Below are 14477 nucleotides of genomic sequence, written 5' to 3'. Positions count from 1 at the left end.
CCGGTTGAATACGGTAGGATGCCCGACTCACATTATGGGCACTTATAAACCTGGCCAGTCATTTTGCTGTCGAGTGGCGCGAACGCGGACAACAGATTCTGCGTCGGGCTGGTGGCACCATAAATCACGTTGCCGCCCATCTCGGCTGCACGATTGCGCAGATCATTGGCCGCACCACGCAGTGCGCTGGTTTCACCGCCTGCACCGCTCAGCCAGTTGCTCTGTGAGCCGGTGATATTGCCCAGAAGCTGACAGTTATTGCCAGGCTGCTGATCGGTAAACGTCACACGCTGCCCCGCTGAAGAGAGTTGCGTAGAGCTGCTGCAGCCCGCCAGCAATAACGCGCCAGCCGTCAGTCCGAGCAAGAGGTTAATCCGCATTGTAATCCCCATTTATTATCATCAGAGTCGGGTGGCAGCGTAGCAGAAAAAGATCTCTTTTTTCTGAACATTCATTGCCTTAATCCCGTTATATCATCTTCATATTTCATACTGTATTCAGGCCAGCAGAGTGGCGCGTCCCGGTAACTTACGATAATAAGTCCATCCGGCGAGGCGGCAGCAGTCAGCGTGCAGACAGCGGAAGATATCAAGAGGAAAGACGAACGATTGCGACATTACTTATACTATTTTCCCGCCCAAAAGAAAAACCCCCGACCGTTTCCGATCGGGGGTTCTGTGATGACTTAAGCAGTCAACGGCAATTACATCATGCCGCCCATACCGCCCATGCCACCCATACCGCCAGCGCCGCCGCCTAAATCAGGTGCGTCGCCTTTAGGCATGTCAGTGACCATACATTCGGTGGTGATCATCAGACCTGCAACTGAGGCCGCGTACTGCAGAGCAGAACGGGTCACTTTGGTTGGGTCCAGGATACCGAAGTCGATCATGTTGCCATACTCTTCAGTCTGCGCGTTGTAACCGTAGTTACCGTCGCCCGCTTTCACGTTGTTAGCAACAACAGATGGCTCTTCACCGGCGTTAGACACGATCTGACGCAGTGGAGATTCCATCGCGCGCAGCGCAACTTTGATACCGACGTTCTGATCTTCGTTCTGACCACGCAGATCCGCCAGCTGTGCTGCAACGCGAACCAGCGCCACACCACCACCTGCAACCACGCCTTCTTCTACAGCAGCACGGGTTGCGTGCAGCGCATCTTCAACGCGGGCTTTCTTCTCTTTCATTTCAACTTCAGTTGCTGCGCCTACTTTCAGAACGGCTACGCCGCCTGCCAGTTTCGCTACGCGCTCCTGCAGTTTTTCTTTGTCGTAGTCAGAGGTTGCTTCTTCGATCTGCTGACGAATCTGGGTGACACGGCCCTGGATTGTCGCTTCTTCACCCACACCGTCGATGATGGTGGTGGTGTCTTTGTTAATCACAACGCGTTTAGCCTGGCCCAGATCTTCCAGAGCCGCTTTTTCCAGCTCCATACCGATCTCTTCAGAGATCACGGTACCACCGGTCAGGATAGCGATATCCTGCAGCATCGCTTTACGACGGTCGCCGAAGCCTGGTGCTTTCACAGCAGCCACTTTCACGATGCCACGCATGGTGTTAACCACCAGCGTTGCCAGCGCTTCGCCTTCAACATCTTCCGCGATGATCAGCAGTGGTTTGCCTGCTTTCGCAACGGCTTCCAGCACTGGCAGCATTTCACGGATGTTAGAAATTTTCTTGTCAGCCAGCAGGATGAACGGAGATTCCAGTTCAATCGCACCGGTTTCTGGCTTGTTGATGAAGTAAGGAGAGAGGTAGCCGCGATCAAACTGCATACCTTCAACCACATCCAGCTCATCCTGCAGGCCGGTGCCTTCTTCAACGGTGATCACGCCTTCTTTACCGACTTTTTCCATCGCCTGAGCAATCAGCTGGCCTACAGTTTCATCGGAGTTAGCAGAGATGGTACCCACCTGCGCAATGGCTTTAGAGTCTGAGCAAGGCACAGACAGCGCTTTCAGTTTCTCAACTGCAGCGATAACCGCCTGGTCGATACCGCGCTTCAGATCCATCGGGTTCATACCCGCTGCGACCGCTTTCAGGCCTTCGGTGATGATAGACTGAGCCAGTACGGTTGCAGTGGTGGTACCGTCGCCTGCAGCGTCGTTCGCTTTAGAGGCCACTTCTTTCACCATCTGCGCGCCCATGTTCTCGAACTTGTCTTCCAGCTCGATTTCACGTGCCACAGAAACACCATCTTTAGTGATGGTCGGTGCACCAAAAGATTTATCCAGAACCACGTTACGGCCTTTCGGGCCCAGGGTAACTTTTACTGCATCTGCCAGTACGTTCACGCCACGCAGCATTTTTACGCGTGCGTCATTACCGAATTTTACGTCTTTAGCTGCCATCTTTAAATATCCCTTAAATTCGTTTCGTTCAGTGAATTACGCGTAAAAATTACGCTTCAACAACGGCCAGAATGTCGCTCTCAGAGATGATAAGCACCTCTTCGTTGTCGATTTTCTCGGTTTTAGCACCGTAACCTTCATTGAAGATCACGACGTCACCAACCTTCACGTCCAGCGGCTTAACGTCGCCACTCTCAAGGATGCGACCATTGCCGACAGCCAGAACTTCACCACGGGTGGATTTACCGGCTGCAGAACCGGTCAGCACGATGCCGCCAGCTGATTTAGCTTCAACTTCTTTACGCTTGACGATGACGCGATCGTGCAATGGACGAATTTTCATTTGATAGCTCTCCTTTGAGAAGTCCAATCATTCAGTTTTGGGGTTGAACACCGGGCTGCATGGCTTCCGGCCTCGTGACCAGAGAGATAGGGCCGCCACCACCCACTTTCAAGGGGGCGGACAACAAATTTTTTTATCCGGATGTGATAAGTGGTGACTTTTTAAACAGATGATGGGGTAAATAAAAAACGCAACCCGGAGGTTGCGCTTTCAGAGGCTTAAACTGCGGTTAACGATCCTTGTGATCGTCATGGTGCTCAAGGCGATCGCTATTTTTACGCTCGAACTCGCCATCCATGGTATAGCCGCTGTCAGGGCCAGCACCCGGTCCGCGCCAGACGCGCAGATGGGGCATCAGTTTCAGCGTCAGATGCTTCTGCACCGGTGGCAGCAACAGCAACAGACCCAGCAGATCAGTGAAGAAGCCAGGCAACAGCAGCAGGAAGCCCGCGATGATCAGTGACACGCTTTTGATCATCTCACTGGCCGGGCTTTCATTACGCGCCAGCTTCTCCTGCATCAGCATAAAGTTCTTCATGCCCTGATTTTTGACCAGCGACACTCCGATGCACGAGGTGAACACCACCAGAAGCATGGTAAGCAGCACGCCCATGACGTGTGCCACCTGAATGAAGAGTGAAATCTCAATCCAGGCCAGAATAAAAAAGACTAATAACGGTATCCAGCGCACCGTACTCTCCTGTAAGTAGGGGCTGAACGGCAGCGTGCCGGTCAGCAGAAAGCATTCATCCTGAGGATGATAAGAAAAGAGATGGGCACCCGCGCCGCCATTTTCAACCGATCGTATCAAATTTATCCTGCGGGGTTAATTTTGTAACCAACTTCACATATCGTTAACCAGACTGCAGCATTAAGTGATCTGCATGCGTGCTTTTCTTAAGCATCAGAATATGATCGCACACGCCCCTTTGAAGACGGATAATATGTCGGCACGGGCACACCACGACAAAATAAACACATCCTTTGTGATGGTTAGCGGCAACAATAAGAAGGTTATCATGGCGAACAACATTCGTATCGAAGAAGACCTGTTAGGCATGCGCGAAGTTCCGGCGGATGCCTACTATGGCGTTCATACTCTGCGTGCGATTGAGAACTTTTATATCAGCAACAGCAAAATCAGTGACATTCCTGAATTTGTCCGTGGCATGGTGATGGTCAAAAAAGCAGCGGCGATGGCCAATAAAGAGCTGCAGACTATTCCGCGCAACATTGCCGATACCATCATTAAAGCCTGCGACGAAGTGCTGAACAACGGCCGCTGTATGGACCAGTTCCCTGTTGATGTCTATCAGGGCGGTGCCGGAACCTCGGTCAACATGAACACCAATGAGGTGCTGGCGAACATCGGCCTGGAGCTGATGGGCCACCAGAAAGGGGAATATCAGTACCTCAACCCCAACGATCATGTGAACAAATGCCAGTCTACCAACGACGCCTATCCAACCGGTTTCCGCATCGCGGTCTACAGCTCGCTGCTGAAACTGCTTGATGGCATCAGCCAGCTGGCCGAAGGCTTCCAGCACAAAGCTGATGAATTCCAGACCATCCTGAAAATGGGCCGCACCCAGCTACAGGATGCCGTGCCGATGACTCTCGGTCAGGAGTTTCACGCGTTCAGCGTACTGCTGAACGAAGAAACCAAAAGTATTCTGCGCACCGCTGAACTGCTGCTGGAAGTGAACCTGGGCGCGACTGCCATCGGTACCCGTCTCAATACGCCGGATGGCTATCAGCATCTGGCTGTACAGCGTCTGGCGGAAGTCAGCAACCTGCCAGTAGTACCGGCGGAAGATCTGATTGAAGCCACCTCTGACTGCGGCGCTTATGTGATGGTCCATTCGTCACTCAAACGTCTGGCCGTGAAGCTCTCCAAAATCTGTAACGACCTGCGCCTGCTCTCATCCGGTCCGCGCGCGGGTCTGAACGAAATCAACCTGCCAGAGCTGCAGGCGGGCTCCTCCATCATGCCAGCCAAGGTCAATCCGGTGGTGCCGGAAGTGGTAAACCAGGTTTGCTTTAAAGTGATTGGCAATGACATCACCGTCACGATGGCCTCTGAAGCGGGCCAGCTGCAGCTCAACGTGATGGAGCCAGTTATTGGCCAGGCGCTGTTTGAGTCAATCAGCATCCTGACTAACGCCTGCTACAACCTGCTGGAGAAGTGCGTCAACGGCATTACCGCCAACCGCGCGGTGTGCGAAGCCTATGTCTTTAACTCGATTGGTATCGTCACTTACCTCAACCCTTACATCGGCCACCACAATGGCGACATCGTCGGCAAAATCTGTGCGGAAACCGGTAAAAGCGTGCGCGAGGTCGTGCTGGAGCGTGGTCTGCTGACGGAAAGTGAACTGGACGATATCTTCTCGGTACAGAACCTGATGTACCCGGTTTATAAAGCCAAACGTTATACCGATGAAAACGAACAGTAAGGCTTAACCGACGCTGGTTAACCAAAGGCACACCGCGATCAAAACGGTGTGCCTTTTTTTTTGGTACACAGCACACCCCGGTTTTACCGATTTAATGTTCAGGAGTGATTCATGTTTGTGGTTGAGCTGATTATCGTCTTGATGGCGATCTGGTTGGGCGCACGTCTTGGCGGCATTGGCATTGGCTTTGCTGGCGGGATGGGCGTGTTGATCCTGACGCTGGGATTTGGCATGGCACCCGGCGCTATCCCGTTCGATGTGATTGAAATCATCATGGCGGTGATCGCGGCTATCGCTGCGATGCAGGTGGCCGGCGGCATGGATTATCTCGTCAGCCTGGCTGAACGCCTGCTGCGGCGTCATCCGCGCCATGTCACGCTGCTGGCCCCGCTGGTCACCTACCTGATGACGCTGCTGGCCGGTACGGGTCATACTGCGTTCTCGACGCTGCCAGTGATTGCGGAAGTGGCGAAGGAGCAAGGCGTACGCCCTTCCCGGCCGCTGTCGATTGCAGTAGTGGCTTCACAAATAGCGATTACTGCGTCACCGATTTCAGCCGCCGTGGTCTTCTTCGCCACACTGCTTGAACCGCGCGGTATCGGCTATATCACCCTGCTGGCGATTGCCATCCCCTCAACCATGGTGGGTCTCTTCCTGGCCGCGCTGGTGACTAACTTCTTAGGCCGTGAGCTGAAAGATGATGAGGTTTATCAGGCCCGCCTCGCCAAAGGTGAAGTCACGCTGCGCGGCGCCAGCCGTTACCAGGCAAAACCGGGCGCGAAAAAATCGGTGCTGCTGTTTCTGACTGGCATTGTGGCTGTGGTGCTCTATGCCACCGCAACCAGCGCCAGCGTCGGGTTAATCGTCAATCCACCGCTGCCGCGCAATGAAGCGATTGTGGTGTTTATGCTGACCATCGCCACACTCATCAGCCTGACCTGCAAACTCGACACCAGTGAGATCCTCAGTGCCAGCACCTTTAAATCCGGCATGAGCGCCTGTATCTGCGTAATGGGCGTCGCCTGGCTGGGTGATACCTTTGTAAAAGCGCATCTGGCCGAGATTCAGATGCTGGCAGGTGATACGCTAAAAACCTATCCATGGATGCTGGCACTGGTGCTCTTCTTCGCTTCGATGCTGCTCTATTCGCAGGCCGCCACCACCAAAGCCCTGATGCCCGCCGCGCTGCTGCTGGGCGTGACGCCGCTGACGGCCATCGCCTCCTTCGCCGCCGTTTCGGCGCTGTTTGTGCTGCCGACCTACCCGACCCTGCTGGCCGCCGTTGAGATGGATGACACGGGCTCAACCCGGATTGGCAAGTTTGTCTTTAACCATGCCTTTATCATTCCAGGGGTAATTGCCATTGCGCTGTCGGTGCTCTCTGGCTTCGTCTTCGGTGGGTTGTTGTTATAGCCCGCTCATCGTGTTACGGATGGAGCGTGCTATCATCGCCGCTCTTTTAAACAGGAGTCTCAGGATGAATGCTGTCGTTATCCTCTGCACTGCGCCTGATCAGGCCACGGCAGACCATCTTGCCGCCTTAGCGCTGGAGGCCAGACTGGCAGCCTGCGTGACACTGCTGCCGGGTGCCACATCCTGGTATCTCTGGCAGGGCAAAATGGAGAAGAGCAGCGAAATCCAGATGCTGCTGAAGTGCGACAGCGATCATCAGCAGGCGCTGTGTGAATTGCTTAAAGAAGCACACCCTTACGATGTCCCCGAATTGCTGGCGCTGCCGGTTCAACATGGAGATAGTGAATACTTGTCATGGCTGCACGCATCTCTCGCTTAATTACGCTTCTGCTGACGCTGTTTATCTGTCTGCAGGCGCACGCATCCCTCTTTTCTAATCCGGCGACCAGCCGCTTTGTGCCCGTTGATCAGGCGTTTACGTTTGACTTCGACCAGCAGGGCGCTCAGCTTAATCTGCACTGGAAAGTGAAATCGGGCTATTACCTCTATCGCCAGCAAATCCACATCACGCCGCAGAACGCGACCCTCGCGCCGCTGACGCTACCGGCTGGTCAGCCGCATGAGGATGAATTCTTTGGCAAAAGTGAGATCTATCCGCAGGACCTGACGCTGCCTGTGATACTGCAACAGGCGGGCACCGGTGCCACACTCAGCGTGACATATCAGGGTTGTGCCGCCGCCGGGTTCTGTTATCCCCCCGAGACGCGCAGCGTACCGGTGAGTGCGGTAGCAGCCAGCAGCGCACCTGCGCCGGTCAGTGCACAGCCCACGCCCGCTAATCCGCTGCCCTTTTCCCCGCTCTGGGCGCTGCTGATCGGCATCGGCGTGGCATTTACGCCCTGTGTGCTGCCGATGTATCCGCTGATCTCCGGCATTATCCTGGGCGGAAATCGCCACTATTCGCTGGGCCGGCTATTTGCGCTGGCGATGGTTTATGTTCAGGGAATGGCGCTGACCTATACGCTGCTGGGCCTGGTGGTCGCGGCCGCGGGCCTGCGCTTCCAGGCCGCGTTGCAGCACCCATATGTGCTGTTGACGCTCTCCGTGCTGTTTATCGTGCTGGCCCTGTCGATGTTCGGCCTGTTTACGCTGCAACTGCCCTCGAGCCTGCAAACCCGTCTGACACTGTGGAGCAATCGTCAGCAGGGGGGATCGCTGCCCGGCGTCTTTCTGATGGGCGCGCTGGCCGGCTTGATCTGCTCGCCCTGCACCACTGCCCCGCTTAGCGCTATTTTGCTTTATATCGCGCAGAGCGGAAATCTTTGGGCCGGTGCCGGGACGCTGTGGCTCTACGCGGTCGGCATGGGATTACCGCTGATCGCTGTAACCCTGTCTGGAAATCGACTGCTGCCGAAAAGCGGTCCGTGGATGCAAACCGTCAAAGAGGGCTTTGGTTTTGTCATCCTGGCGTTGCCAGTCTTCCTGCTTGAGCGGGTACTGGGCGACGTGTGGGGATTGCGACTCTGGAGTCTGCTTGGCGTGGCGTTCTTTGGCTGGGCGTTCAGCGTCAGCCTGCGTGCCAGCAGCGGTAAGTGGCGCGTGGTGCAGATTGTCATGCTGGCTGCGGCGTTAATCAGCGCACGTCCGTTACAGGACTGGGCATTTGGCGGTCAGGCGGTACAGCATGCTGTGGCACCGCTGCCGTTCCAGTCCCTCCAGACGCCGCAACAACTCGATAGCGCGCTGCAGCAGGCACATGGTCGCATCACTATGGTCGATCTCTACGCAGACTGGTGCGTCGCCTGCAAGGAGTTTGAAAAATATACCTTTAGTGATAGCGCCGTGCGCGATAGCCTGAGCAAGGTACAGCTACTACAGGCTAACGTCACAGCCAACAGCGCCAGCGACAACGCGCTGTTGCAGCACCTTCGGGTGCTGGGCTTACCGACCATTTTGTTCTTTGATGCGCAGGGCCGTGAAATCCCCGACTCGCGCATCACCGGGTTTCTCAATGCCGCCGATTTCCAGGCGCATTTGCAGAAACTTACCCCATAAACAACACTGGACAGGTCATTGCCCGGCGAAATTGCCGGGCCTGCATACCAGAGGAGAGTCACTTGCAGCGTGAACAGATACTCGAGCATGCATTGAATGTGCTTGAACAGAACGGCCTCGCCGCCACCCTCTCATTGGAAACCCTGGCGGGAGAGACTGAATTAACGCTTGATCGGCTTCAGCAGTTCTGGCCCGATCGCGACGCGCTGCTTTATGATGCGCTCCGCTATCACGGCCAGCAGATTGAAACCTGGCGCCGTCAGATTCTGCTGGATGAATCTCTGTCGCCGGATCAGAAACTGATGGCACGCTATGAAGTCCTGAGTGAGCAGGTCAGCAAAGGCCGTTTCCCGGGCTGCCTGTTTATCGCCGCCTGTAGCTTCTACCCTCAGCCCGATCAGCCCATCCATCAACTGGCCGAGCAGCAAAAACGCGGCTCATGGCAGTTCACCCATGACATTCTGGTGCAACAGGAGCTGGATAACCCAGGTATGGTGGCCGATCAGATGGAACTGATCCTTGAAGGTTGTCTGAGCAGGCTACTGGTGAAGCGTAATGTGCAGGATGTCGCCACCGCTCAGCGGCTGGCGGAGGATGTCTACAGCATCGCGCTGTGCCGCAAAAATGGCGCGCTGGCCTGAGGTTTTACCCGCTTTGACTGAAATTCAGGCAATCAGTCACGTTTCCTGGGGTTTTTTAGTGAAAGCCGTTGACGACCCGCGGCCTTTACGGTTTAATGCGCCCCGTTGCCCGAATAGCTCAGTCGGTAGAGCAGGGGATTGAAAATCCCCGTGTCCCTGGTTCGATTCCGGGTTCGGGCACCACAATTTAAAGAAACCCGCCTCTGGCGGGTTTTTTGCGTTCTGGAGCGAACCCGTTATCGAAGGTTCGATACACTCGCCACATCCTGTGGCTCGCCCTACGGGTCGCGCAGGCGCGCGATGCAAAAATGCTCCGGGCATTTTTGTCCGGGTTCGGGCACCAAAATTTAAAGAAACCCGCCTCTGGCGGGTTTTTTGCGTTCTGAAGCGAACCCGTTATCGAAGGTTCGATATACTCGCCACATCCTGTGGCTCGCCCTACGGGTCGCGCAGGCGCGCGATGCAAAAATGCTCCCGGCATTTTTATCCGGGTTCGGGCACCAAAATTTAAAGAAACCCGCCTCTGGCGGGTTTTTTGCGTTCTGGAGCGCCAGATTCTACACCTCAGCAATACTTTTTTATGCCACTCATCTTCGCTAAAGCCGATCCGCATTTCGTGCCTGACTCCGTTTGATGGTCAGTGATCTCTGGTGGTGGGTCAGATCGCCCGCCATATTTCTTTGGGTAAACGGATGAATTAACGAGTTTCTCCCGCGCTTACTCTTTAGCGGTCTGTTTAATTGCCGCATAGCGGGCTATCAATTGTTTCAGGTGCATCTCCAGTTGAACTCTGGCTGTGACAGGCAAGGGTAAAACGGCAGGATTTGCGGACAACTCGCGCAGTTGCTCCTCAGCCGGTATGGATCGATTAAATGACTGCATTGAGGAAAAGACCACTGACTTCAGCTCACTCACCGTCATATATTTTCCCTTCTTCTCATCCAGCCCGTTTAGCCTGTCACTCAATTTCTGTAGCGTCGTCATGTTCGCTGAGTGCACTGACAAGTTTCTGGCGCTCCGGGTCACTCAGCGATCGGAAACTGCCGAGAAATCCCAGTATCATGACGCGCTGGAAGCAGGTCACGACAGCATGGTCAGGATCGGGCTCACGCAGCACATCCCGCATCCGATCACAGAGCGTATCGCCAGCGTCCATGGTGCCAAGGAAATGTCCCTGCAGGGGAATGTCATACCACTGCACACAGGCATCATCCTCCACACCGCGACCTTTGACTGCCTCATCAAGCAGCGCACACTGCGCAGTGAGAATATGCTGACAGCTGACTTCATCGAGTTCCTTCGCTTTCAGCGCCTGCTGCACCCGTTCGACATCAGCAATGCAGTACTCCCACAACAGGCGTCCCTCTCCCTCCTGGAATATCGGACCGTGACACAGGCTAATCACCTGCAACCAGGTATTCTGCAGCAGGGCATCAATATCAATGGACGCGGACACGCCACGTTTACGCTTACTCATGTTCTCAGTACCGCAAAGAGTTCAAGTTCAGGCTCGCCGAGCATGCCCGGAACGTAAAACATGCAGGTGCCGCCCTGAAGCATTTCAATAGCCAGAGGATGAGAGACATCAAGGCTGAAATACTGGTTTTCCAGACGCAGTGGAATGGCGGCAGGCACATGGCGCAGTGGCGTCAGCGGTACGCCTGTCCGTGATGAATTGACGATACTCCTGACGTGATCGGGACTGCCGGCCTTGCACTGGCGCGGGAACTGTTCCTGCAACCGGGCCACCGGCATGGGTGAACGCACGGAGAGATAGTAATCAGCCCCTTCGCGCAGCCGTGGGTCATGCAGCCGGGCCTGCCAGAAGTGAAGCCGGGCATCATGCTCAAGCTCAATAGCCACCACCCGCGACGGCAGACTGGCCTCAAGCAGATCGCCCAGTAAATCAAACAGTGGCGGGAAGACGTTATTCAGCTGCTCATGCTGCCAGACCGGAATGGCACTGACCTGGTGTTCCAGCGAGAAGGTCAGAAGACTTCCCGCAAGCCGCGCCAGCTCCGGATACAGACGTTCAGCCGGGCTTTGCGGGTGACGCTGAAACTGACCGAGTACCGGTTCAGCGCTGTTCAGGGCATTGAGCAGCCAGAAAAGGGAGACGTCAGCCACGGCAAAATCGGCCATGCGTTCGTTACTTTCACGACGCAAATTCATCAGGCGACTCAGACGAGCACGCAGTTGCGTCATCAGCTGCTCCAGCTGAGTCACCAGCCAGCGGCTGCCCTGCAGAGCCAGCAGGGGCGGAAGCCAGGTGTCATCAAGTGCCCAGCCTCCCTGCGAATCCTGCTGGAGACGGGCAACCGGACAGGTCAGGTAATCGCTGTTGTTCTGATGGGCGAAACGCAGCGTCAGCACTGGCTGCATCACCGCAATCTGACGGGTGTCTTCCCCGAATATATTCCGGACATCCCGCCAGCACTGGCGGTAGCGCACCGGACGCTCGGCCACCTCATCAGGTTTAAGGCAGTTACCGCCATTCGCGCGCATCAGCGGAAGAGCCAGAACGACCACCACGTCCTGTGATTCATCCTCAAGTGCCAGTACCGGTGGCAGATCGTCAGCATTATCCGTGTCGATAAGCGTGCCGTCCGGGAACCGAAGGTGCAGATGGCGGGCCTGCAGTCGGCCCAGCCTCAGCGTTTCTGATTCAAAAGCGACATTTATCACGCCCCAGGGGTGTGATAACCCCATTCGGGCGATACCTTCGGCAGACCAGGCCGCATACGCGACCTGTTGCTGGAAGTGCTGGGGAGAGACCATCACGCCTCTTCCCCATAACGGCTGTTCCGTTCTCATTGGCTTCCTGCCTTAGCTTACGATTTTGCCTTCGGCATCCGGGAAACCAGTGACAGGTTGACGTCCATCCCTTCCACCTGAAAATGCGGCACCGCATACAGCTTCACGCGGAAGAAGCCCGGGTTATCCTCAATGTCTTCCACCACCACTTTCGCATCGCGCAGCGGGTGTGAGGCCTGCAGCTCGTCGCCCGGATCGGTCATCTCCGTGACCAGACTGCGAACCCAGGTATTGAGCTCCAGCTCCAGCAGCCGGCGGTCTTTGGTGGTGCCGATGTTTTCGCGCTGGATCAGCTTCAGGTAGTGGGCAATACGCGACAGCAGGAAGATGTACGGCAGACGGGCATTGATGCGGCTGTTGGCCGTCGCATCGGCGGTGTCATACAGGGCCGGCTTCTGCGTGGAGTTTGCCGAGAAGAAGCAGGAGTAATCGCGGTTCTTATAGTAAGAGAGCGGAATGAAGCCCAGGTTTGCGAACTCAAATTCGCGGGTTTCCGGGATCATCACCTCTGACGGGATCTTCACCTGATTACCCGTACCCAGATCGTACAGATGAATCGGCAGGTCCTGAACGGCGCCCCCGGCCTGCGGGCCACGGATCTGCACACACCAGCCGTTGCTGATGAAGCTGCGCACCATGTTGGACGCAAAGGCAAACGCGGCGCTGGTCCACAGGTATTTGTCGTGATCCGGGCCTTTCACTTCCTCCACGTAGCTGAAGCTGCGCACCGGCACGGTGTCCGGGCCGTACGGCAGCCGGCCCAGCACGCGCGGCATCACCAGACCGATGTAGCGGGCATCGTCCGTCTCGCGGAACGATTTCCACTTGATGTATTCGGCGCGGTCAAAGTAGTTGCCGATGTCCCTGATGGACGCCACCTCCTCCATGCTCTCTTTCAGGAAGAATTTCGGGCCGGCAGAGCCGATAAACGGCATGTGCGCGGCGGCAGACACTTTGGAAATACTGCGCAGCAGGGCGACATCCTGCGCAGACGCATCAAATTCGTAAGCGGAAATCAGCGCGGCAACCGGCTCCCCGCCCGGCGTGTCATACTCATCGATATAGGTGTGTTTATAGAGGCCGCTCTGGATGATTTCCGGGCTGTCTTCGAAGTCCTGACGCAGGTCTTCTTTGGACATATCCAGCAGCTCAATCTTCACGTTCTGGCGAAAATCGGTTTTGTCGACAAGGGATTTGACGCCGCGCCACAGGCTCTCTGTTGCCTGAAAGGCCTCATGGTGCATGACGGCGTCAAGCTGGCGGCTAATCTGCCAGTCCAGCTCCGCGATATGGTGGTCAATCAGGTGTTTGTCGAGTTTTTCAACCTTTGAGCCCGCCTTGGTCAGGCACTCCAGAAAAACCTGCATGCCCGCCGTCAGCCGCTCGTCCGCCGTGGCCTCCGACATCGCCTGCGCGTCCTGCCAGGTGTCCAGCGCACTCAGCGCGGCGACCGGCGTCAGATTGATTTTTTCAAACAGCGAGGCATAAATCCCGCCGGCTGCAGGACGTTCCTGCACCACACCTTCGCCAGCCGCGGCACTGCCGTTTTGTACAGACATCAGCATCTTCCTTATTAATCCGTTAAATCGTTATGGCTGTTCAGGGGCCAGGGCTGAAAGTTCGGCTCTGAGCTCTGCGCTTAGCGTCGGGTCGAGCAGGATGTTTTCCAGTGCTTTGCGGAACGTCTGGTTGTCCAGCAGGTTCGCCTTTAAATCACGCAGTAAACTTCGCATGGAAAGCATGGCTTTCAGCTGGGGAATCTGGCAGGAGACCTGCTCCGGGGTGAAATCCTTCATGCTACGGAAGGTCAGGCTGATGTTGTCTTCGCTGCCGTCACCGGCCAGCGTGTTTTTAACCGTCAGGTTTACTTTCGGGGAATATTCAGAAAGCACGGCGTCAAAGTTATTTTTATTCAGGTTAATTTTTTTGCGCTCGGACAGGGGCGCAGACGCCTGACCGTTACTGAAGTCGCCCGCCACCAGTAATTTCAGCGGGAGCTCGGTTTTTTTGCCTGCGCCTCCCGTGTGCAAATCAAGTTTTAAATTAATGCGCGCTTTGGGTATTTCGGACTGAAAGGAAGAGTCAGACATGGTTGTCCCTGTTCTATGAATTGACAGAAGCGGTCAGTGCCAGTGAGAAATAAACGGAAAAGTAAGACCCGGCCAGAACAGCTTCACGTTTCACGTCATCCGACGTAAATCAGAAATCCGGAATTAAAAGCGGGCGTATTCCCTTCACCAGCATGTCGACACGGTATTTCTGAGTCATTTGTCTGAAATGAAAAAATTCAGATAAAACCCAGTAGACGGAGTGTAGGAACGTTGAATGCCTGAGCGTAAACGGAAATATGTAACAGAATATTACCGATGCTGATTTTAACAAGCCCGAATCATCATGATGAT

At 55.3% G+C, this 14477-nt stretch carries 12 protein-coding genes, 1 tRNA gene and 2 pseudogenes; 6 read left to right on the top strand and 9 right to left on the bottom strand.

Annotated elements, in window-relative coordinates; translation table 11 throughout:
• Positions 1–32: 32 nt before the first annotated feature.
• The 4 genes from LQK91_RS11145 to LQK91_RS11130 all read right to left on the bottom strand — a co-directional run bounded on the left by LQK91_RS11145 (position 33) and on the right by LQK91_RS11130 (position 3387).
• The gene (locus LQK91_RS11145; protein ID WP_008925394.1) at positions 33–380 is read right to left on the bottom strand and encodes a DUF4156 domain-containing protein; all 348 of its coding nucleotides are present in this window, start codon (positions 378–380) and stop codon (positions 33–35) included.
• A gap of 323 nt (positions 381–703) precedes the next feature.
• Entirely contained in the window at positions 704–2353 is a 1650-nt protein-coding gene (groL, locus tag LQK91_RS11140; protein WP_008925393.1) for a chaperonin GroEL, read from the bottom strand.
• 49 nt (positions 2354–2402) lie between these two features.
• Positions 2403–2696, bottom strand: coding sequence for a co-chaperone GroES (locus LQK91_RS11135; RefSeq protein ID WP_003848316.1), 294 nt, complete (start codon positions 2694–2696; stop codon positions 2403–2405).
• Positions 2697–2925: 229 nt separating this feature from the next.
• On the bottom strand, positions 2926–3387 hold the full coding sequence (locus LQK91_RS11130; RefSeq protein ID WP_181405311.1) for an FxsA family protein: 462 nt from the start codon (positions 3385–3387) through the stop codon (positions 2926–2928).
• Positions 3388–3715: 328 nt separating this feature from the next.
• Between LQK91_RS11130 and aspA the strand changes: the two genes are divergently transcribed.
• The 6 genes from aspA (at position 3716) to LQK91_RS11100 (ending at position 9444) form a co-directional block, all read left to right on the top strand.
• On the top strand, positions 3716–5152 hold the full coding sequence (aspA, locus tag LQK91_RS11125; protein WP_003848319.1) for an aspartate ammonia-lyase: 1437 nt from the start codon (positions 3716–3718) through the stop codon (positions 5150–5152).
• 111 nt (positions 5153–5263) lie between these two features.
• The gene (locus tag LQK91_RS11120) at positions 5264–6565 is read left to right on the top strand and encodes an anaerobic C4-dicarboxylate transporter (protein WP_008925391.1); all 1302 of its coding nucleotides are present in this window, start codon (positions 5264–5266) and stop codon (positions 6563–6565) included.
• Positions 6566–6629: 64 nt separating this feature from the next.
• Positions 6630–6944 (top strand): divalent cation tolerance protein CutA, encoded by a 315-nt coding sequence (gene cutA / locus LQK91_RS11115; protein ID WP_003848322.1) that lies wholly within the window; start codon positions 6630–6632, stop codon positions 6942–6944.
• Complete coding sequence (locus LQK91_RS11110; RefSeq protein WP_039658960.1) at positions 6920–8620, top strand: protein-disulfide reductase DsbD; 1701 nt, start codon at positions 6920–6922, stop codon at positions 8618–8620. The genes cutA and LQK91_RS11110 overlap by 25 nt, the downstream gene beginning before the upstream one ends.
• Before the next feature lie 62 nt (positions 8621–8682).
• The gene (gene dicD, locus LQK91_RS11105) at positions 8683–9261 is read left to right on the top strand and encodes a division control transcriptional repressor DicD (RefSeq protein WP_003848326.1); all 579 of its coding nucleotides are present in this window, start codon (positions 8683–8685) and stop codon (positions 9259–9261) included.
• A 107-nt stretch (positions 9262–9368) separates the two neighbouring features.
• Positions 9369–9444 (top strand) — tRNA-Phe (locus LQK91_RS11100).
• A 534-nt stretch (positions 9445–9978) separates the two neighbouring features.
• Here LQK91_RS11100 and LQK91_RS11095 read toward each other — a convergent pair.
• From LQK91_RS11095 to tssB, 5 genes and pseudogenes are all read right to left on the bottom strand, one after another.
• Positions 9979–10245: pseudogene (locus LQK91_RS11095) on the bottom strand (VasL domain-containing protein); the annotation flags it as partial.
• A pseudogene (tssL, locus tag LQK91_RS11090) lies at positions 10244–10738 on the bottom strand (type VI secretion system protein TssL, short form); the annotation flags it as partial. The pseudogenes LQK91_RS11095 and tssL, both read right to left, overlap by 2 nt.
• The gene (tssK, locus tag LQK91_RS11085; protein WP_003855636.1) at positions 10735–12075 is read right to left on the bottom strand and encodes a type VI secretion system baseplate subunit TssK; all 1341 of its coding nucleotides are present in this window, start codon (positions 12073–12075) and stop codon (positions 10735–10737) included. The gene tssK and the pseudogene tssL, both read right to left, overlap by 4 nt.
• 17 nt (positions 12076–12092) lie before the next feature.
• Positions 12093–13640 (bottom strand): type VI secretion system contractile sheath large subunit, encoded by a 1548-nt coding sequence (gene tssC / locus LQK91_RS11080; RefSeq protein ID WP_105099499.1) that lies wholly within the window; start codon positions 13638–13640, stop codon positions 12093–12095.
• A gap of 24 nt (positions 13641–13664) precedes the next feature.
• Positions 13665–14165, bottom strand: coding sequence for a type VI secretion system contractile sheath small subunit (tssB, locus tag LQK91_RS11075; RefSeq protein WP_105099498.1), 501 nt, complete (start codon positions 14163–14165; stop codon positions 13665–13667).
• Positions 14166–14477 lie beyond the last annotated feature (312 nt).

The organism is Pantoea sp. MHSD4 (genome assembly GCF_021043305.1).
Lineage (GTDB): Bacteria > Pseudomonadota > Gammaproteobacteria > Enterobacterales > Enterobacteriaceae > Pantoea > Pantoea eucalypti.
This window is presented reverse-complemented; position numbering and strand designations above follow the sequence as displayed.